Consider the following 19,531-nt stretch of genomic DNA (forward strand, 5'->3'; position numbering starts at 1 on the left):
TGAACGAGGCAGGATTGTGACCATGTCCAACACCCCCATGGCAGCGAGCCCCCTGACCCGGGCCGTACTCGAGATCGACGAGTACGTCTCCGGCCTCGGCTGGGACCAGCCCGCACGCCTCTTCGCACTTGTCGACACCGCACGGCTGCGCGCCGAGCAGCCCTCCCTCGCGGACCGGCTCGGTCTGCGGGAAGAGTCGGAGACCTCCGGCCTGACCCCGATCGAGCAGGACGAGATTCCAACGGACCAGGCGCTCGACGAGTTCCTGGGCACCATCGCCTGGCCCGACTCCGTGGTCGGCTGCGCGCTCGCCGTGGAGCGGTTGATGCTGCCGCCCTCGGCCGAGGCCCAGGTGCCCTCGGGCCTCAACGAGAAGAAGCTCGCGCAGTGGGTGGCGGAGCACCCGGACCGTCAGGAGGTCCGCATGACGGTCGCGGTCCTGCGCGACGGCGCTCGCGACTCGGCCCTGCGGCTGCGGGAGAAGGACACGGCCACGGAGGTCCTCACGGGCTCCGACCTGGTGCCGGGTCTGGCCGAGGCGCTGACGGCGACCTTCGAGGAGTAGGCCCGCCGGACGCCGGCCGCCGGGACGGACGGCTGGGCCGGAAGGGTCAGCCCTCCGTGCACTTCGGCAGGTCGGCGGTCTTTCCGGAACGGATGTCCTTGAGCGCGCCGAGGGCGTCGTCGATGGTGTCGACCTTCACCAGGGTGAGCCCGTCGGGGGTGTCCTCGGCGGCCGCCGCGCAGTTGTCCGCGGGCGTCAGGAAGTACTGGGCGCCCTTGTCGTGCGCGCCGATGGTCTTCATGCCGATGCCGCCGATCGGGCCGACCTTGCCGTTGTCGTCGATCGTCCCGGTGCCGGCGACGAACTTGCCGCCGGTGAGGTCGCCGGGGGTCAGCTTGTCGTAGATGCCGAGGGCGAACATCAGACCGGCGCTCGGACCGCCGACGTCGGCCAGCTTGATGTCGATGTCGAACGGGAACGTGTGGTCGGTTCCGGCGGAGATCCCGACGACGGCGCGCTTCTCCCCGGCGTCGTCCGAGGTCTCCGTGGTGATCGCGATCTTCTGCGTCTTCGTCGCCGTGCGGCCCTCCTTCTCCGCGGCGGCCTGCTCCTTGGCGGGCACGATCGTGAAGACGGTGTCCTCGCCCGGCTCGTGCTTGGTCACCAGCTCGGAGACGTCCGTGGGCTTCTTGACGGTCGTGCCGTCCACAGCCTGGATCACGTCACCGGCGTGCAGCCTGCCCTGCGACGGGGAGTCCTTGACGACGGCGGAGACGACCACCCAGGACTTCACCGGGATGTCCAGCGCCTTCAGGGCGGCCACCTTCGCGGTCTCCTGGGACTGGCTGAACTCCTCCGCGTTCTCCTGGGTGGCCTGTTCCTCGGTCTTGCCGTCCGGGTAGAGCGTGTCGTGCGGCACCACGCTGTTGTCGTGCGCCAGCCAGCCGTAGACGGCCTCCACGAGGTTCATCTTGTACTCGGCGCTGGTGACCCGGACGGTGGTCATGTTCAGATGACCGCTCGCCTCGTAGGTCTTGTGTCCGGAGATCTGGAGCACCGGCTCGCCGTCGTGGTCTCCCAGGGTGTTCACCGTCGGCCCGGGTGACATCTCCGAGTACGGCACGGGGATGAACACACCCGCGCACAGAAGCGCGATCAGCATCAGGGTGGAGGCGAGCATCGTCGCGGTGCGGCGTGGCATGGCACGACAGTACGGGACGCGGCTGTCGGAACACCGTCAGGGCGGGGCGGCCGCCGGGCGGCCGTCGAGGCGGCCGTCAGGCACCCGTGCGGGGCTTCTCCATGGCCTCACGGAACCGGGCGTACCCGTCCAGTTCGGGACCGTCGCTGCGCGCCTTGCGGGTCCGATTGGCCCAACTGCCCCACAGGCCCGCACCGACAGCGGCCACCAGCGGAATGAGCAACCACGCAAGCGCTGCCATGCCGACCTCCCAACCCCATGAGCGTCCGCGACTGACTGATCAGCAGATTAACCATTCGCAGTGACAACGCTCACGCCGGGGGGCGGGTTACGCAACCCGAGCCACGGCCGCGACGCCGCGTCCGCCACCAGGGCCCGGGGCGCTAGGCGCCCACCCATTCCTCGGTGCCGTCGGAGAACGTCTGGTGCTTCCAGATGGGCACCTCGTGCTTCAGGTCGTCGATCAGCTTCCGGCAGGCGTCGAAGGCCTCGCCCCGGTGCGGGCAGGACACGGCGACGACCACCGCGAGGTCCCCGACCTCCAGGTCCCCCACACGGTGCAGCGCCGCGAGCGCCCGTACGGGGTACTCCGCGACGACCTTCTCCGCGATCCGCCGCATCTCGGCCTCGGCGCTCGGGTGGCACGAGTACCCGAGCCGGTCGACGTCGGTGCCGCCGTCGTGGTTGCGTACGGTCCCCACGAACAGTGCGGTGCCGCCCGAGGCGTCGTCCCCGACCGCGCGGAAGACCTCGTCCACGGACAGGGGTGTCTCGCGGATGCCGATCAGCTTCACGGGGTCCGCTGCGGCCCGCTCACCGGGGTGGTCGTTCGTGGTTGCCATACGCCCATCGTGCCCCACACCGCGGACGGCGCGGAACAGCTTGATCGCCCGGCACGCGCGCGTGGCGCGTTGGAGCCTCCTACGGAGGCCGCCGGGCGGGTCCGTCTCAGATGCGGCGCCGGGCCTTGCGCGCGCGGCGCACCACCGCGGCCGCGCCCAGCAGCGCCACCGTCGCGCCCGCGGCCCCCGCCGCCGTCGCGTCCTTGCGTCCGAGGCGCCGGCCGGCGACCGTGTGCCGCCCCGAGACCTCCTCCAGCAGCTCCGCCAGGACCTCCTCGTTCGTGTGCTTGGGACGCCATCCGGCATCGTGCAGGCGGCTGCCGCTCACGACCCAGGGGTACATCGTGTACGCCAGGTCACCCGCCGGGGAGGGCGTCAGTCCGATCCGGTGCAGCCGGGCCGCCGCGCCGAGCGCGACCGCGGAGGGCAGCTCCATGCGCCGGATGCCGCTGAGCTCCTCGACCTCCTCCTGCTCCAGCCAGCCGTCGCACCCGACGGCCAGCTCACCGTCGGCCTTCTCCAGGACGGCGTACTCCAGGGCACTGCACAGGTCGTCGACGTGGCAGAACTGCCAGGCGGGCCGCGAACCGGCCACGACCAGCAGCCGGGGGGACTCGAAGTACCTGGTCAGCGCGGTGTCCATGCCCCCGACCAGCACGGCGGGCCGTACCACGGTCACGTTCAGGCCGGGATGCGCCCGGGGTGCGCGCCGCGCGAGCCGCTCGATCTCCAGCAGGTCCCCGACGCCCGTGGCCTCGGCCGTGGCGCGCAGCTCGGCGTCCTCGGACAGCGGCAGCTCGTTGTCCGGGAGGGCGCCGTAGACCATCGCGGAGGTGCACAGCACGACCCGGTGCACGCCGGCCGCCGCCGCGGCGGTCAGCACGGTCTGCGTCCCCCGGACGTTGTAAGCCGTACGGGCGGCCGCGTCGCTCTCCAGGTCGAGGTCGAGTGCCAGGTGCACCACGACGTCCGCACCACGCAGTTTCTCGGCGATGGCCGGGTCCCGTACGTCCAGGATCTGCCACTCGGCCGTCTCGCACTCCCCGCGCCGTTCGTCGATGGCCACGACCTGTCTGACCTCGTCGGACGCGGCGAGCCGCGCGGTGAGCAGGGCCCCGACCCCGGACGCGGCACCGGTGACCGCGACGACGGGTCCGCGCGCGCCGGGGCGGGCGGAACTGGTTGACTGGTTTCGCGCTGCGCGAACCTGCGGATCTGGGGAACTCACCGGGCGTCTCCAGAGGTTGTCTTCAGTACGAGCGCGAGCGACGCGTGCGTACCAGGTGGCATCCATCCTGCCGCAGGCCGTCAGTCGGCGAAGCACCGAGGCCCGAACGGCTTCGGGTGTCTACGCTGGGTGGTGAAGTCGGGCAGCCGTGCCGCCGGAAAGAACCGGCGGCCCTACCAGCCGAGGAACCCCGTGAGTGACACCCCATTCGGATTCGGCCTTCCGCCGGAGGAGCCGGACGACGGCGACGAAGGCAAGAAGAAGGACCAGCAGAGCGGCGGTGGTCAGGGACCGGCCAACCCGTTCGGTTTCGGGATGTCCGGAGCCGGAGGCCTGGGCGGCCCCGGCGCGGACAACCCGTTCGCTGCCATGTTCGGTTCCATGAACCCCAACGACCTGGGCGCCGCGTTCCAGCAGCTGGGCCAGATGCTCTCCTACGAGGGCGGCCCGGTGAACTGGGACATGGCCAAGCAGATCGCCCGCCAGACGGTCTCCCAGGGCACGCCTGACGGCCGCAAGGACGCCAGCGTCGGTCCCGCCGAGCGCAATGCCGTCCAGGAGGCCGTGCGCCTGGCCGACCTGTGGCTGGACGACGCGACGGCCCTGCCGTCGGGCGCGGGCACCGCGGTCGCCTGGAGCCGCGCGGAGTGGGTCGAGGCGACCCTGCCCGCCTGGCGCGAGCTGGTCGACCCGGTCGCCGAGCGCGTCGGCAACGCCATGGGCGACGTCCTGCCGGAGGAGATGCAGGCCATGGCCGGCCCGCTGATCGGCATGATGCGGTCCATGGGCGGCGCCATGTTCGGCACGCAGATCGGGCAGGCCGTCGGCGTGCTCGCCGGTGAGGTCGTCGGCTCGACCGACGTGGGCCTGCCGCTCGGTCCGGCCGGCAAGGCCGCGCTGCTGCCGGTGAACATCGAGTCGTTCGGCAAGGACCTCGGTGTGCCGCAGGAGGAGGTGCGGCTGTACCTGGCCCTGCGCGAGGCCGCCCACCAGCGCCTCTTCGCGCACGTGCCGTGGCTGCGCTCGCACCTGTTCGGCGCCGTCGAGGGCTACGCCCGTGGCATCAAGGTCGACACGGCCAAGCTGGAGGACGTGGTCGGCCAGTTCGACCCGCAGAACCCCGAGCAGCTGCAGGAGGCTCTCCAGCAGGGCATGTTCCAGCCGGAGGACACCCCGGAGCAGAAGGCGGCCCTGGCCCGTCTGGAGACCGCCCTGGCGCTCGTCGAGGGCTGGGTGGACGCGGTGGTGCACACCGCCGCCAAGCCGCGCCTGTCCTCCGCCGACGCGCTGCGCGAGACGCTGCGCCGCCGTCGTGCCTCGGGCGGTCCTGCGGAGCAGACGTTCGCGACGCTGATCGGCCTGGAGCTGCGCCCGCGCCGGCTGCGCGACGCCTCCCGCCTGTGGGCGTCCCTGACGGACGCGCACGGTGTCGACGGCCGGGACGGCCTGTGGGCCCACCCGGACATGCTGCCGACCGCGACCGACCTGGACGACCCGGACGGCTTCGTGCACCGCGAGCAGCTCGACTTCTCCGAGCTGGACAAGATGCTCGGCGAGGCGGCGGGCAAGCCCGATCTGAAGAAGAAGGACCAGGGCGAGAGCCAGGACGACGGCCCGGACGAGACCAAGGGCGACGGCGGCGAGTGAGCCTCCACGACGACGCGGTCCTGGTCCTCAAGGCGTACGAGGGCCAGGACGAGCTGCGGCAGGTCTACCTGGACCATCTCGCGACCCACCCGGAGGGGATGTGGAAGGCCTGCGCCGACGGGCACGTCACGGCGAGCGCCATGGTGATCGATCCCTCGCGCGAGCGGGTCCTGCTGACCCTGCACAAGAAGATGCGCATGTGGCTGCAGATGGGCGGTCACTGCGAGCCGGTCGACGAGACGCTGGCCCGGGCGGCCCTGCGCGAGGGCACGGAGGAGTCGGGCATCGCCGGACTGACCCTGCTGTCCGGCGGCCCCGTGCGGCTGGACCGCCACCACACGCCCTGCGCCTGGCACCTGGACGTCCAGTACGCGGCCGTGGCTCCCGAGGGTGCGGTGGAGGCGATCAGCGACGAGTCCCTCGACCTGCGCTGGTTCCCGTACGCCGAGGTCGCGGACGTCGCCGACGAGTCGGTCGTGCGCCTGCTGGAGGCGACCCGCGCCCGCCTGTGAGCGGTAAGGGGTGACCGCCCTGGCGATCGCCCCCTACCGAACGGTGGCCGTGGGAGCGCTCAGCTCCAGACGTTGCCCTGGTTCTGGCCGCGGGCCCCGTGCTGCCCCATGCCGTACTGCGCGGCGAGCCCTTGTCCGACCTGGGCGTTCTGCGGCGGCAGCAGCTCGCTGGGCTGGACGAGCGCGAAGCCGCTGCCCATGAAGCTCAGCTCCCAGCCCTCACCGGTGTTGCCGCGGCGCCGCCACACCCCGGAGGAGTGCGTCTGGGCCTGCATCTGCACGCGCAGGCCGGTCGACCAGGCGACGATCGCGTCGGCGTCGCAGTTGACGTACTTGTCGGGCGTCACCTGCATGAGCAGGGGGGAGCCCGACGTGATCAGGGCGACCTTGCCCCGGCCGGTGATGTTGAGCTGGTACTTCCCCGAGCCGGAGATGCCGTAGAGGCTGTCCACCGCGATGACCTCGTGGTGAAGGGACGAGTCCATCGCGAGCACGTAGCTGCTGTCGACGGTGAGTCCGTCCTGGTCGACGTCCACCACGTGGACGCACTGGGCGAGGTTGGCGAAGTACACCGTGCCCTGCCCGTGGCAGCGCATCAGGTCCAGGCCCTCACCGGTGTGCGCACGCGCACGCGACTGGTTGTTGCTCTGGTACTCGGCGTCGAACTCGACGAGTCCCTGGTAGGCGACCATCGTGCCCTTGCGGGCGAGCACGTCGTCGTGGCCCGTCAGGGCGACGCGGAGCATGTGCTTGTTCTGCAGGCTCCAGGCTTCCTGGGTCTGCTGGTCGTTGTAGGCGAAAATCGGGCTCTGCATGATGGTGTGGCTCCCCCTCAGCCCCGGACCCGGAGGCGGTCGGTGCTGTCCTCGCTGGGCTGGACGACGACGATGCCCTGACCGGAGAAGGCCATCTGGAAGGCCTCACCGCTGCCGCGGCCGATCAGCGACTGCGCCTTGAAGCTGCGCTTGCCCTTCACCTTGAGGTTCGGGGACCAGGCGACGAGCGCGTCCGGGTCGACGTAGGTCTCGTCCTCACCGCCGCCGCAGTCGACCACGATCGGCTTGCCCCGGGAGGTGAGCGCGACCCAGCCCTGGCCGGAGATCCTGGTGTTCCACAGGCCCTGCCCGGCGAACTTCGCCAGGCCCTTGACCCGCTCCACGCCCCACGTGAGGTGGGCGTCGAAGGCGAGCAGGTTGGTGGCGTTGACGGAGATCCCGTCGCCGTTGAGGTTGATGACGACGACGTTGGCGCCGTAGTCGGCGAGGTAGAGCAGTCCGTCGCCGGAGCACTTCATCAGGGGCGCGCCCTCGCCGGTCATCCAGTCCTTGGCGATCTGGCGGACGGCCGGCGGGTTCGGCTCGTACTGGACGAAGCCCTCGTAGGCGACCATCGAGCCCACGCGCGCGAGGAGGTCGTTTCCGGTCTGCATGGCGACCTTCAGCATGTGGTTGCCGTGGTTCTCCATGCGGGCACCTGCGGGTGCGGGAGCGTAGCCCGCGAGCGGCTGGTTCATGTCGGGCTCTCCCTCAGATCTCGTACGGCTGGACGACGACGAAGCTGCCGGGCGCGGCCCGGAACTGCAGGTTGACGCTCTCGCCGGTGTCGCCCGCGTAGGAGTTGCGGCGCATCCGCACCTGGCTGGAGACGACCACCTGGGCGGCGGCGGACCAGGCGACGACGGCGTTGCAGTCGGCGAAGGTCGTGGGCGTGACCGGCAGCACCACGGGCACACCGCGCGTCTTCACGACGATCGTGCCGGTGCCCTGGAACTGCATCGTGAACAGCGCGCCGCCCGGGATGCCGTGCCCCTCGACGCGGCGCACCTCGTACTGGAGGCTCTCGTCGAAGGCCAGGACGTTCTCCGCGGAGACGCAGACGGCGTCGCCCTGGAGCTCGATGGGGTGGAGCATCGCGGAGTTGTCCGCGAGGAAGACCTGTCCCTTGCCGGTGCAGCGCATCAGCTGCATCTCCTGACCGGTCGCGTTGCCCACGACCCGGCCGGCGAATCCGGCGCCCTTGTAGCTGAAGTCGACCTTGCCCTGGTAGAGCACCATGCTGCCCTGCCGGGCGAGCACGGGCTGGCCCTCCGCTCCGAGGTCGACGCGGACCAGCTTCTTGTTCTGCTGCGTCCAGCGCTGCCCGGGCGCGGTCTCCCGGAACTGCTGGAGCGCCGCGGTCACACCGGCGCCCTGCGGTGCTCCCTGGGGCATGCCCTGAGGAGGCTGCTGGCCGTAGCCGGGCGGGGGCGCCGGCTGGCCGTGGCCCGCGGGCGGGCCGGGCTGGCCGTAGCCGGGAGGCGCGGTCGGCTGCCCGTATCCCGGCGGCGGGCCGGGGACCTGGGGAGCCTGCGGCTGGCCGTAGCCGGGGGGCGGCGGCGCGCTCGGGCCGGGGACCTGGCCGTACGGCGGCTGCTGACCGGGCTGGCCCGGCTGGCCGTACGGCGCGGGCGCCGGAGCGGGGGGCGGCACCGGGGCACTGCCGGGCGGCGTGTTCATGGGCGCGACTATGGTCTGCGCGGCGTGCACGTCCGGCCCGGGCGCCGGGGCGGGAGCCGGTGGCGGCGTGGCGGCGGGCGGCGGAGCGAAGCCCTGCGGGGCGGGCTGCGGCGCGGGAACCGGGGCCGGGGCGGACGCGGCGGGCGCGCCGAAGGCGGGCGGCGCCGAGGCCTGGGCGGGCGGGGCGAAGCTCGGGGCGGCACCGGCCTGCGGCTGCTGCGGGGCGGGAGCCTCGTCCTCGGCCACCTCGCCGCCGAAGTTCCTCAGCAGCGCGTCGAGACCGCCGTCGAAGCCCTGTCCGACGGCGGCGAACCGCCACACGTCCTTCAGATAGAAGTCGCCCAGCATCACGGCGCGCTCGGTGGAGAACTCGGAGCCGCTGAACGGGTACCGGGCCACCTCCTCGCCGCCCGCGACGATCCGGATGTACCCGGGCCCCACCTGCGACATCTGTCCCGCGCCGTCGATCGTCGCGGTGAAGGACAGCTTCTGGATCTGCTGCGGAATCCTGTCCAGGGTGACCCGGAAGGACTCCGTGTCACCCGCCTGCGCACCCAGGAGCTGGATGGACTCCTCCGGGGTCTTCGGCTGGTTGAAGAACACGAAGTACCGGTCGTCCGACAACCGCTCGTCGGCGTCGAGACCGAAGCAGCTGATGTCGAAGCTCAGCCCGGGGCCGGAGATCTGCACGCCTACGTACAGATCCGTGCCCGCGGTGAGGTCACTGATCCTGGCCTTGTGGCCGCGTTGAAATTCCCTGGCCATGCGTTACGACCGTCCCCCATCCGAATGCGAGTGCGTCGCGACAGGCTAACGGCAAACACCGACACCGGAGGAAGTCGGTACAGACCCGGTACGAAACCCGTGCGGGGCCGTGGCGGACACCCGCCCGGGCCGCGCGCGCTACTCGTCGCCGGCGCCGGGTACGTGCGGCAGCCGGTCCGCCGCGACCACGCCCTCCAGGTAGCCCCTGGCGCGCTCGGTCCGCGGGTAGGCCTCGAGGAGCCGCCAGAACCGGGGTCCGTGCCCGGGGACCAGCAGATGCGCCAGTTCGTGCAGGAGGACGTAGTCGACGACGTACTCGGGCATGCCCTGGAGTCGGTGCGACAGCCGGATGCTTCCCTCGGACGGGGTGCACGAGCCCCAGCGGGTGTTCTGGTTGGTGACCCAGCGGACCGAGGCGGGCCGGGCCCGGCCCTCGAAGTACTGCCCCGACAGGCGCTCCGCGCGCGCGGCCAGCTCGGCGTCGCCGAGGACGCGCTTGCTCTCCTGGGCGGCCAGCTTGTCCAGCATGACGCTCACCCAGCGTTGCTCCTCGGCCTCGGACATCCGGGCGGGGATCAGTACGACGGTGCGATCGCCCTCGCGGTACGCGGATACCGTCCGGCGTCGCCGGGTGCTCCTGCGCACCTCGATCGCGCTCGTCCCCGGGCCGTTCGGCGGCGGATTCATCGGTGTGCGCGGGGGTGCCCCGGCGCGGTGCAGTGGGTCGGCGGACACGCCACGACGTTACCCGCTGCACACGGGGAAGTCCCGGCTCCGGGACGCATCGGTGCCGATCCACCACTCGTCCTGGAAGGTGTGCGGCTGATTCGTACGACGAATACCCACTGCCTGTGGACAACTTTCGACGCCCCCGAGCGCATCCGGGCATGCTGGCACTCGCGGACGGATCCCGCGGACGCAGGAAGACACGACACGACACCGCAGGACAGACGGGGGACCTGGCATGCATCCGATGGTGAAGCCCGCGCTCAGGCGCGGCTGGCGCGATCTGAACACCGTGCAGTTCGGGATGACACCGGCGCACGCGCTGACGCTGGCACCGGTGGACACGGCGACGGGCAGTTTCCTCGAACTGCTCAACGGCACCCGTGGCCCGGCGCTCCTGCGGGAGGCGGGGCAGCGCATGGACCTGCCGGACGGGCATGTCGACCGGGTCGTGGAGCGGCTGGCGCGGGCCGGTCTCCTCGACGACTCCCGAGGCGGCGGGCCGGCCGCCGACGCCCTGCGGGAGAAGAAGGAGGTCCTCGACCGGCTCCGCCCCGACCTGGCTTCCCTGTCCCTGACCACGTCGGAACCGGGCGACGCGATCAGACACCTGGCCGCCCGACGTGCCCTGCGGGTGGGTGTACGGGGTGCGGGACGGGTGGGCGCGGTGCTGGCGGGGCTGCTGTCGGGCGCGGGCATCGGGGAGATCGACGTGCGCGACGGCGGACGCGTCGAGCCGTGGGACGTCGCTCCGGGCGGTCTGCCCGCCGAGTCCGTCGGCGACCGCCGGGACGAGACGGCCCGCCGTGTGGTCCGCCGGGCCGCCCCCGACCGGCCGCCGCGCCGAGGCCCGACGGCACCGCCCGAGGAGGGCGCCCCGGGTCTCGCCCTGGTGGTCCTCGCCCCGCGCGACGATGTCGCGGTGCACACGCCCGACCCCGCCGGCGCGGAATCCCTGATGGCCTCCGGCACGCCCCACCTGTACGCCGGTGTCGTGGAGGGGACCGGCGTCGTCGGCCCCCTCGTGCTGCCCGGCGAGACCGGGTGCGCCGGTTGTCTGCACGCCGACCGCACCGACCGGGACCCGGCCTGGCCGCGGCTCGTGGCGCAGTGGCGCTCCGGCCGGCAGCGCCGGGTGCCGCCCTGCGACCTCACCCTCGCGACGACCGTCGCCGGGTTCGCGGCGGCTCACGCGCTCGCCTTCCTGGACGGCCGGACGCCGTCGAGCACCGGCGCGCGCTGGGAGGTCGCGCTGCCCGGTCTGCGATGGCAGGTGCGGCCGGTCCGGCCGCACCCCGGGTGCCCCTGCGGAGCGGCCGGGAAAGGTAAGCAGGAACACATCGCCGAGGACGGGGTGCGGCGCGCGACAATGGCGGGGCAAGGGCCGTCGGCGGACCTGCGCCACGAGGCGGAACCGACACGGCCGGCTGGGACTTGGAGGGCGCATGTCTGATCTTCCGCGCAAGGCGGTCACCCGGACCGCCAAGCTCGCCGCGCTTCCGCTCGGCTTCGCCGGGCGGGCCACCTGGGGGCTGGGCAAGCGAATCGTGGGCGAGTCCGCGGAGATCGTCGGCCAGCAGCTGCAGCAGCGCACCGCGGACCAGCTGTTCAAGGTGCTGGGCGAGCTCAAGGGCGGGGCGATGAAGTTCGGGCAGGCCCTGTCCGTCTTCGAGTCGGCGCTGCCCGAGGAGGTCGCCGGCCCCTACCGGGCCGCGCTGACCAAGCTCCAGGAGGCGGCGCCGCCGATGCCGACGCGCACCGTGCACTCCGTGCTCGCGGAGCGGCTCGGTGAGGACTGGCAGGACCTGTTCCTGGAGTTCGAGGACAAGCCCGCCGCGGCCGCCTCGATCGGCCAGGTGCACCGGGGGGTGTGGCACGACGGCCGTGAGGTGGCGGTCAAGGTGCAGTACCCGGGCGCCGGCGAGGCCCTGCTGTCCGACCTGAACCAGCTCAGCCGCTTCGCCCGCCTGCTCGGGCCGCTGGTCCCCGGCATGGACATCAAGCCGCTGATCACGGAGCTGAAGGACCGGGTCTCGGAGGAGCTGGACTATGACCTGGAGGCCGAGGCCCAGCGGACGCACGCCGAGGTCTTCGACGACGACCCGGACATCGTGGTGCCGGACGTCGTCCACCAGCGGGAGCAGGTGCTGATCACCGAGTGGATCGACGGCATCCCGATGTCGGAGATCATCTCGAACGGCACGCAGGAGCAGCGCGACCGGGCCGGCCAGTTGCTGGCCCACTTCCTGTTCTCCGGTCCCGCGCGCACCGGGCTCCTGCACGCCGACCCGCACCCCGGCAACTTCCGGCTGCTGCCCGGCGGGCCTCAGGGCGAGGACGACTGGCGCCTGGGCGTCCTGGACTTCGGCACGGTCGACCGCCTCCCGGGCGGTCTGCCCGAGCCCATCGGCGAGGCCCTGCGCATGACGCTGGACGGCGAGGCGGAGGCTGTCTACGAGATGCTCCGCACGGAGGGCTTCGTCAAGGAGTCGATAGAGCTGGAACCGGACGCCGTTCTCGACTACCTCCTGCCGATCATCGAGCCGGCCCGGGTCGACGCGTTCACCTTCACCCGCGGCTGGATGCGGAGCCAGGCCGCCCGCATCGGTGATCCCCGCTCCCCCGCGTACCAGCTGGCCAAGCAGCTCAACCTGCCGCCGGCGTACCTGCTGATCCACCGCGTGACCCTGAGCACCATCGGTGTGCTGTGCCAGCTGGGGGCCACCGTTCGGCTGCGCGACGAGCTGGAGGAGTGGCTGGTCGGGTTCCTCGCCGAGGACGAGACCGAAGAGGCGGACGAGGACGTCGCCGAGGAGGGCGAGGACGTGTACGAGGGGGAGGAGACGGCCGCGGAGGCCTGATCCACCGGGGCCGAACACGCCGTGGGGGCCGGTCCGTTCGCACGGACCGGCCCCCCCGGGGGCGGAGCTTCGTCTCCCGACGGGAGACCACCGCTCCAGGTGTGTCGGTTACTGCATGACCGCCATGGCCAGCGCACGCCGGGCGCGCATCGAGGCGCGCTCCGCCCGGCGCTGCATCCGGCGAGCGGTCGCCAGGCGCAGCGCCCGGCGCTCCTGCTCGGCCTCGTGCAGGCGGTCGTGCATATGCGCACGTGCCAGGGCTTCTGGGATGAGTTGCATCTCGCGGGTCCTGTTCTGACGCGAGTCCTTCGCGCCGCTGCTGGTGAAGTCTTCAGGCGTGGTGCCTGCGATGTCGTGGGTGGACGGCTTCATCGGGGCCTGCTTCTGGGGGTCGTACGTGAGGGGGCGGTCGATCGTGCCTGCGGTGTTCATGCCGAAACCGGGTTCTTGCGCGGGCGGCCACGGGGCCGCTTCCGGGCGACGACGACACCCTGGACGAACAGCTCTCCACCCCAGACGCCCCAGGGCTCACGCCGCTCCTTGGCACCGGCGAGGCAGGCCTCGACCAGCGGGCAGGTACGGCAGAGGGACTTGGCGTACTCCACGTCCGCCGGCGACTCGGCGAAGAAGACCTCCGGGTCGTAGGAGCGGCAGGGGACGGGAACGCCGAGGTTCTCGATGGCGTCGTCGAGCGCGGTGAGCGCGGTGAGCGGGGTCAAGGTGGAGTCCTCCGTGGAACAGGGCTTGGGGATCGTGTCGGAAGGCGGTACGGACGGGGCGTGCGCTTCGAGTTGCACGGGTGGTCTTCCTCGTCTGTTCGTTCCGGCCGGTTGACCGGGTGGCGGCTTGGTACCGGGTTCTTTACTTGTCCCGAGGCTCCTTCGTGCTGTCGTCCCCGTTCGGGGACAAACAGAAGGGCCGCGGATCCCGGGTGGGGTTCCGCGGCCCTGAAGGCGCCGGCCTGATCGGCGATCAGGCTGGATCACTCCAGGGTTCTGGCCCACGGAAGGCCCACATCAGGTGGTGCTGCGTCGTCTGCTTGCGGAATCCGGCACCGGTCGCGGTAAAGGCATAGGCCTGCGCCTGTGCTGCTACTGCTGCTTCCAGTGCCTTGGTCGGTCGCTCATTGCGCTCGCGGACGGGAAGGCCCGCGGGGGCAGCGGCGGCGGCCGGACGCACGGCACGAATGCCGGACAGACCGGTGCCCGAGTGAGAAGCGCCGAGCGTGCACAGGGAGACGGCCGAGCGATCGGTCATTTTGGCGGTGGAGCTGACGTTGAAGCTGCTGTTGATGCTGATCACTGAACTCGCCTCCTCTCGGCGTCTCGGGGGACTGGGACGAACCAGTCCGCGGATATGCAAGTACAACACGGATTCAGGGCCTCCGGGAAGGCCGCTGTTCCCGTGACCAAGAACCTATGGGGATTCCCGGGGCATGCGCAAACTATTTTTTCGACGAGTTTGCATCAGTCGTCCTCGTCACGCCCCACACCTTCCTGGCCTGCGCAGATGGCCAGGACATCGGCCCCGTAGCGGTTGAGCTTGCGGGCCCCGACCCCCGGGATCCGGGCCAGCTCCCGCTCGTCCTCCGGGACGGACTCGGCGATCGCCATCAGCGTCTTGTCGGTGAAGACGCAGAACGCGGGCTGTCCGCTGCGTCCCGCCTGCACCGCCCGCCACTCGCGCAGCCGCTCGTAGACGCCCTCGTCCATGTCGGACGGGCAGCCCTCGCAGCGCATCAGCTTCATCTCACCGGCGTCGGTGAGCGTGCGTCCGCAGACCCGGCAGCGGGCCGGTGTCCGCTGGGTCCGTCTCGGCGCGGCGGCTCCGGCACCGCCACTGCCGCCCCCAAACCCACGCTCCACGCCTCCGGTGCCCCCGGCGGCAGCCGCTCGCCCGCCTGCCACGCCCGAACCGGGTCGCAGCCCCTTCAGGAAGCGGCTGGGCCTGCGGCTCGGCCGGCCGCCGGGCGACCGGGCCAGCGCCCAGGACAGGTGCAGGCGTTCCCGCGCGCGGGTGACACCGACGTAGAGGAGGCGGCGTTCCTCCTCGATCTGCTCGTCTGTCTTTGCGTAGGTGATCGGCATCATGCCCTCGGCGACGCCGACCAGGAACACGACGTCCCACTCCAGGCCCTTGGCCGAATGCAGGGAGGCGAGGGTGACGCCCTGCACCGTCGGGGCGTGCTGGGCACCCGCCCGCTCGTCGAGTTCCACGACCAGATCACTCAGGGTCGCTCCCGCTCTGGCGGCGGCGAAGTCGTGAGCCAGGTTGACCAGGGCGGCCAGCGACTCCCAGCGCTCCCGCACGGCGCCCGATCCGGCCGGGGGCTCGGTCGTCCAGCCCTCCCCGGACAGCACCGCGCGTACCTGCGAGGGCAGGTCGACGACGTCGTCGAGGAGCGAGTCGTTGCCGCCGAAGCGCGCCGCGGCCCGCAGGGCACTGCCGGCCTTGCGCACCTCCGGCCGGTCGAAGAAGCGCTCGGCGCCCCGCAACTGGTACGGCACCCCGGCGTCGGCCAGCGCCTGCTCGTAGGTCTCGGACTGGGAGTTGGTGCGGAACAGGACGGCGATCTCGGCGGCCGGAACCCCCGAGTCGATGAGCTCGCGGATGCGGCGGGCCGCTCCCTCGGCCTCGGCCGGCTCGTCGGCGTACTCGGTGTAGACGGGCTCGGGGCCCGCGGGGCGCTGGGAAACCAGCTCCAGACGGTGGTCGGCGGCCCGCCCCCGGGCCTGGGCGAGCAGACCGTTGGCGAGGTGGACGACCTGCGGGGTGGACCGGTAGTCGCGCACCAGCTTGACGACGGTGGCACCGGGGTGGCGGACTCGGAAGTCGAGCAGGTGGTCGGGGGTTGCTCCCGTGAACGAATAGATCGTCTGGCTGGCGTCGCCGACCACGCACAGGTCGTCGCGGTCCCCGAGCCACAGCTCCAGCAGGCGCTGCTGGAGGGGGCTGACGTCCTGGTACTCATCGACGACGAAGTGCTGGTACTGGGCACGGACCTGCTCGGCGACGTCGTGCCGGTCCTGGAGAACGGCCACCGTCAGCAGCAGCACGTCCTCGAAGTCGATGGCGGAGCGCGCGCGCTTGAGGTCCTCGTAGGCCGCGTACAACTGCGCGATCTCCGCCGGGTCGCGGGGAGCCTCACGGCCGGCCTTGGCCGCCGCCGGGGCGTAGTCGGCGGGGACCGTCTGGGTCACCTTGGACCACTCGATCTCCGCGGTGACGTCGCGCAGCTCACCCCGGTCGAGGCGGATGCGGCAGGCGGCGGCCGCGTCGGCGACGAGCTGGATCTTGCGGTCGACGAGCCTGGGCAGGGAGCCGCCGATCGCTTTCGGCCAGAAGTACTGGAGCTGCCGCAGCGCCGCCGAGTGGAAGGTGCGGGCCTGTACACCGGCGGCGCCGAGCTGGCGCAGCCGACCGCGCATCTCACCGGCCGCACGGTTGGTGAAGGTGACGGCGAGCACGCTGGAGGGCTGGAGGATCCCGGCCCGCACTCCGTAGGCGATGCGGTGGGTGATCGCCCGGGTCTTGCCCGTGCCGGCTCCCGCCAGCACACACACCGGGCCGCGCAGGGCGGTCGCCACCTCGCGCTGCTCGGGGTCGAGCCCTTCGAGCACCGCGTCGGCCGAGTCCGGTACCTGCGGGAAGAGGGTGGAGTGCGTTGCTGCTGTCACACCGCCATGCTGCCAGGTCTCGCGAGACGGGTGAGTCGGTTGTCCACAGGCACGCACCGATAGTCGTACCAATGCGGCCGGCATCACGCCGCAGGCAGCACGCAGCGGGAAGACGCGACGGGAATGGGCGCGCCGCCGTGGACGTTCTCCTCCTGCGACCTCATCCCGAGCCGCCACTTTCCCGAGTCGCCGAAGGAGCACGAGAGACATGCCGGGCACTGTGACGATGTACAGCACCACGTGGTGCGGCTACTGCCGTCGGCTGAAGAGCCAGATGGACCGCGAGGGCATCGCGTACACCGAGGTCAACATCGAGCAGGACCCGGAGTCCGCCGCGTTCGTGGAGAAGGCGAATGGCGGAAACCAGACGGTGCCGACCGTGCTCTTCCCCGACGGCTCGACGCTGACGAACCCGTCGCTGGCGCAGGTGAAGCAGAAGGTCGGCGCGTAGCCGGCAGGCCAGGACGCAGTCAGTCGCAGAAGTCGTAGAGGGGCGGCCCCTTCCCGCAACGGGAGGAGGGGGCCGCCCCTCTTGTGACGCCGGGCTCAGAAGGCGCCGCGCGTGGGCAGCGGCCTGCCGTACCAGAGTTCGATGAGGCGGGCAGCGATCGAGATGCCGTAGGGCGGCAGCACCTCGCCGGACTCGAAGGCGGCGCCCAGTTCCTCGCGGGAGAACCAGCGGGCCTCGTGGATCTCGTCGCCGTCGACGTTGATCTCGGTCGACGTGGCGTGGGCCATGAAGCCGAGCATCAGACTGGACGGGAAGGGCCACGGCTGGCTCGCGACGTACTCGACCGGGCCGACGGTGACGCCGACCTCCTCCTGGACCTCGCGGCGCACCGACTGCTCGATGGACTCCCCGGGCTCCACGAAACCGGCGAGGGTCGAGAAGCGGCCCTCGGGCCAGTGCATCTGGCGGCCGAGCAGGATGCGGTCCTCCCCGTCCGTGACCGCCATGATCACCGCCGGGTCGGTGCGCGGGTAGTGCTCGGCGCCGCAGGCGGGGCAACGGCGGATGTGTCCTGCCGCGGCGATGACGGTGCGCTCGCCGCACCGGGAGCAGAACCGGTGCAGGCGCTGCCAGTTCTCCAGGGCGACCGCGTGGGCCATCAGTCCGGCGTCCCGGGGCGACAGGAGCAGGCCGGCCTCGCGCAGGCCCGCGGGGCGGGCGGACTGGTCCATGCGGCCGGGCAGGGAGTCCTTCTGGAGGGCGAAGTAGCTGGTTCCGTCCTCGTCGGTGCCCAGGAAGTAGCGGTGCGCCTCGGTGAGCGGGGCCTCGAAGGAGGGGGTCATGACGAGTTCGGTGGCCCCGTCGGGTGTCTCGTCGATCAGGACCTGGCCGCCGGAGACCACGAAGCAGCGCGTCGAGGGGTGGCTCCACGCCGCCGCGAGCCAGGCCTCGTCGAGGCGGTGGTGGGCGGCGCGGTCGATGCCGCTGGGAGCGGTGAGCGAGATGGGACGGTCGGCGGTGTGGTCGGTCCAGGTGGTCACGGGTGCTTCCAACTCCCCCGGTGAGCGGTTCGGTTCGGCAGGCGGGTTCAGCGGTTCGTACGGCGGGCGGTGACCGGGTCCGGGAGGGCTCGGCGGTGCGGGGCGGCCTTTCCAGTGTGCCGCGCGCGTCGCCGGTCGGGTCCCGGACCGTACGGCGCTCAGGGCGCGTGACGCCAGTGCTCCGCCAGATCGCCCCAGAGGTGGGCGGAGGTTTCGACGCCCTTGAGGAGCAGGTCCAGTTCCACCTTCTCGTCGGGGGCGTGCCAGCCGTCGGACGGGACGGAGATGCCGAGGAAGAGCACCGGCGCTCCGAGGACCTCCTGGAGGTCGGCGGCCGGTCCTGAGCCGCCCTCGCGCGTGAAGCGGACCGGTTTCCCGAAGGCCCGGCCCATCGCGCGGACCACGGACCGCAGCGCCGGGTGGTCGAGCGGCGTCAGGCACGGGCGGGTGGCGGGGCTGAAGGTGATCTCGCAGCGGATGCCCGACGGAACCTGCTCGGCGGCCCAGGCGCGGACGGCCTTCTCCACGTGGTCGGGCTCCTGGCCCGCGACGAGGCGGAAGGAGAGCTTCACCATGGCGGACGACGGGATGATCGTCTTGCTGCCCGGGCCCTGGTAGCCGCCGCCGATTCCGTTGACCTCGGCGGTGGGGCGGGCCCAGATGCGCTCCAGGATGGTGTGTCCGGCTTCGCCGTGGGCGGCGTACGACTTGGCCGTGCGCAGCCACTGCCGCTCGTCGAAGGGCAGTTCGGCGAAGAGCTCACGCTCGCGGTCGGTGAGGTCGACCACTCCGTCGTAGAAGCCGGGGATCGCCACGCGCGCGTGCTCGTCGTGCAGGGCGGCCACGAGTCGGGCCACGGCGGTGGCCGGGTTGGGGACCGCGCCGCCGAAGGAGCCCGAGTGGATGTCCTGGTCGGGTCCGTGCAGGCGGATCTCGCACTCGGCGAGGCCCCGCATGCCGGTGCAGACGGTGGGGGTGTCCTCGGACCACATGCCGGTGTCGGAGACGACCACCGCGTCGGCGGTGAGCCGCTCGGCGCGCTCCTCGACGAGGGTGCGGAAGTGCGGGGAGCCGGATTCCTCCTCGCCCTCGATCAGCAGCTTGAGGTTGACCGCGGGGGCGGTGCGGCCGGTGGCGGCGAGATGGGCGCGCACGCCGAGTGTGTGGAAGAACACCTGTCCCTTGTCGTCGGCCGCCCCGCGCGCGTAGAGACGGTTCTCGCGGACGACGGGGTCGAAGGGGTCGCTGCTCCAGCCGTCCTCGCGGGCGGCGGGCTGCACGTCGTGGTGGCCGTAGACGAGGACCGTCGGCGCCTGCGGGTCCCCGGAGGGCCACTCGGCGAAGACCGCGGGGGCGCCGGGGGTGGGCCAGACCTCGGCGGTCGGGAAGCCGGTCTCCTTCAGTTTGGCGGCGAGCCAGTCGGCGCTGCGGCGCACATCGGTCGCGTGGTCGGGCTGGGCCGACACGGACGGGATGCGCAGCCAGTCGACGAGGTCGTCGAGGAAGGCGGCGCGGTGCTGTTCGATGTACGTGCGGACAGCGCTGACAGCATTGACGGCATTGTCAACGGGGTGGCTCATG

General features: G+C 71.8%; 20 protein-coding genes. 6 read left to right on the forward strand and 14 right to left on the reverse strand.

All coding sequences use genetic code 11. From position 1 onward, the window contains the following. Positions 1–22: 22 nt before the first annotated feature. Entirely contained in the window at positions 23–565 is a 543-nt protein-coding gene (locus tag ACZ56V_RS01105; RefSeq protein ID WP_356360279.1) for a PPA1309 family protein, read from the forward strand. 46 nt (positions 566–611) lie between these two features. Here the strand turns inward: ACZ56V_RS01105 and ACZ56V_RS01110 are convergent, their stop codons facing one another. The 4 genes from ACZ56V_RS01110 to ACZ56V_RS01125 form a co-directional block, all read right to left on the reverse strand. Beyond that, entirely contained in the window at positions 612–1,706 is a 1,095-nt protein-coding gene (locus ACZ56V_RS01110) for a PDZ domain-containing protein (RefSeq protein WP_398913115.1), read from the reverse strand. A gap of 76 nt (positions 1,707–1,782) precedes the next feature. Then, complete coding sequence (locus ACZ56V_RS01115) at positions 1,783–1,947, reverse strand: hypothetical protein (RefSeq protein ID WP_007444545.1); 165 nt, start codon at positions 1,945–1,947, stop codon at positions 1,783–1,785. Positions 1,948–2,089: 142 nt separating this feature from the next. Beyond that, entirely contained in the window at positions 2,090–2,548 is a 459-nt protein-coding gene (locus ACZ56V_RS01120) for a molybdenum cofactor biosynthesis protein MoaE (RefSeq protein WP_059300679.1), read from the reverse strand. A gap of 106 nt (positions 2,549–2,654) precedes the next feature. After that, complete coding sequence (locus ACZ56V_RS01125; RefSeq protein ID WP_467381727.1) at positions 2,655–3,776, reverse strand: SDR family oxidoreductase; 1,122 nt, start codon at positions 3,774–3,776, stop codon at positions 2,655–2,657. Positions 3,777–3,968: 192 nt separating this feature from the next. Here ACZ56V_RS01125 and ACZ56V_RS01130 point away from each other — a divergent pair, with 192 nt between their 5' ends. Together ACZ56V_RS01130 and ACZ56V_RS01135 are read left to right on the forward strand one after the other, a co-directional pair. Next, complete coding sequence (locus ACZ56V_RS01130; RefSeq protein WP_398913121.1) at positions 3,969–5,423, forward strand: zinc-dependent metalloprotease; 1,455 nt, start codon at positions 3,969–3,971, stop codon at positions 5,421–5,423. Continuing rightward, complete coding sequence (locus ACZ56V_RS01135; RefSeq protein WP_398913123.1) at positions 5,420–5,935, forward strand: NUDIX hydrolase; 516 nt, start codon at positions 5,420–5,422, stop codon at positions 5,933–5,935. The genes ACZ56V_RS01130 and ACZ56V_RS01135 overlap by 4 nt, the downstream gene beginning before the upstream one ends. Before the next feature lie 59 nt (positions 5,936–5,994). Here the strand turns inward: ACZ56V_RS01135 and ACZ56V_RS01140 are convergent, their stop codons facing one another. The 4 genes from ACZ56V_RS01140 to ACZ56V_RS01155 form a co-directional block, all read right to left on the reverse strand. Next, positions 5,995–6,750 carry an AIM24 family protein gene (locus ACZ56V_RS01140; RefSeq protein WP_467381729.1) on the reverse strand — a complete coding sequence of 252 codons (756 nt, stop codon included), beginning with the start codon at positions 6,748–6,750 and terminating at the stop codon, positions 5,995–5,997. Between the two features lie 17 nt (positions 6,751–6,767). Next, positions 6,768–7,448 carry an AIM24 family protein gene (locus tag ACZ56V_RS01145; RefSeq protein WP_398913127.1) on the reverse strand — a complete coding sequence of 227 codons (681 nt, stop codon included), beginning with the start codon at positions 7,446–7,448 and terminating at the stop codon, positions 6,768–6,770. 13 nt (positions 7,449–7,461) lie between these two features. Beyond that, positions 7,462–9,195, reverse strand: coding sequence for a TerD family protein (locus tag ACZ56V_RS01150; protein WP_398913129.1), 1,734 nt, complete (start codon positions 9,193–9,195; stop codon positions 7,462–7,464). A gap of 138 nt (positions 9,196–9,333) precedes the next feature. Continuing rightward, positions 9,334–9,930 carry a M48 metallopeptidase family protein gene (locus ACZ56V_RS01155; protein ID WP_468938255.1) on the reverse strand — a complete coding sequence of 199 codons (597 nt, stop codon included), beginning with the start codon at positions 9,928–9,930 and terminating at the stop codon, positions 9,334–9,336. Positions 9,931–10,159: 229 nt separating this feature from the next. Here ACZ56V_RS01155 and ACZ56V_RS01160 point away from each other — a divergent pair, with 229 nt between their 5' ends. Both ACZ56V_RS01160 and ACZ56V_RS01165 read left to right on the forward strand, forming a co-directional pair. Continuing rightward, the gene (locus tag ACZ56V_RS01160) at positions 10,160–11,374 is read left to right on the forward strand and encodes a TOMM precursor leader peptide-binding protein (protein ID WP_467381732.1); all 1,215 of its coding nucleotides are present in this window, start codon (positions 10,160–10,162) and stop codon (positions 11,372–11,374) included. Continuing rightward, entirely contained in the window at positions 11,367–12,782 is a 1,416-nt protein-coding gene (locus ACZ56V_RS01165; RefSeq protein ID WP_468938259.1) for an ABC1 kinase family protein, read from the forward strand. Before ACZ56V_RS01160 ends, ACZ56V_RS01165 begins: the two co-directional genes overlap by 8 nt. Before the next feature lie 108 nt (positions 12,783–12,890). Here ACZ56V_RS01165 and ACZ56V_RS01170 read toward each other — a convergent pair whose 3' ends face one another. From ACZ56V_RS01170 to ACZ56V_RS01185, 4 genes are all read right to left on the reverse strand, one after another. Continuing rightward, positions 12,891–13,214 carry a hypothetical protein gene (locus ACZ56V_RS01170; protein ID WP_104636439.1) on the reverse strand — a complete coding sequence of 108 codons (324 nt, stop codon included), beginning with the start codon at positions 13,212–13,214 and terminating at the stop codon, positions 12,891–12,893. Beyond that, positions 13,211–13,579, reverse strand: a complete 369-nt coding sequence (locus ACZ56V_RS01175) for a WhiB family transcriptional regulator (RefSeq protein ID WP_064729724.1) — start codon at positions 13,577–13,579, stop codon at positions 13,211–13,213. The genes ACZ56V_RS01170 and ACZ56V_RS01175 overlap by 4 nt, the downstream gene beginning before the upstream one ends. A gap of 175 nt (positions 13,580–13,754) precedes the next feature. Next, complete coding sequence (locus ACZ56V_RS01180; protein WP_198601899.1) at positions 13,755–14,084, reverse strand: hypothetical protein; 330 nt, start codon at positions 14,082–14,084, stop codon at positions 13,755–13,757. A gap of 164 nt (positions 14,085–14,248) precedes the next feature. Then, positions 14,249–16,459 carry an ATP-dependent DNA helicase UvrD2 gene (locus tag ACZ56V_RS01185; RefSeq protein ID WP_468938264.1) on the reverse strand — a complete coding sequence of 737 codons (2,211 nt, stop codon included), beginning with the start codon at positions 16,457–16,459 and terminating at the stop codon, positions 14,249–14,251. Between the two features lie 208 nt (positions 16,460–16,667). Here ACZ56V_RS01185 and ACZ56V_RS01190 point away from each other — a divergent pair, with 208 nt between their 5' ends. Next, positions 16,668–16,910, forward strand: coding sequence for a mycoredoxin (locus ACZ56V_RS01190; RefSeq protein WP_104636442.1), 243 nt, complete (start codon positions 16,668–16,670; stop codon positions 16,908–16,910). A gap of 95 nt (positions 16,911–17,005) precedes the next feature. Here ACZ56V_RS01190 and nudC read toward each other — a convergent pair whose 3' ends face one another. Then, entirely contained in the window at positions 17,006–17,950 is a 945-nt protein-coding gene (nudC, locus tag ACZ56V_RS01195; protein WP_198601901.1) for an NAD(+) diphosphatase, read from the reverse strand. 158 nt (positions 17,951–18,108) lie between these two features. Beyond that, entirely contained in the window at positions 18,109–19,530 is a 1,422-nt protein-coding gene (locus ACZ56V_RS01200) for a dipeptidase (RefSeq protein ID WP_468938269.1), read from the reverse strand. Between the last annotated feature and the right edge of the window lies 1 nt (position 19,531).

The sequence above is a fragment of the Streptomyces sp. NPDC034099 genome (assembly GCF_055575415.1).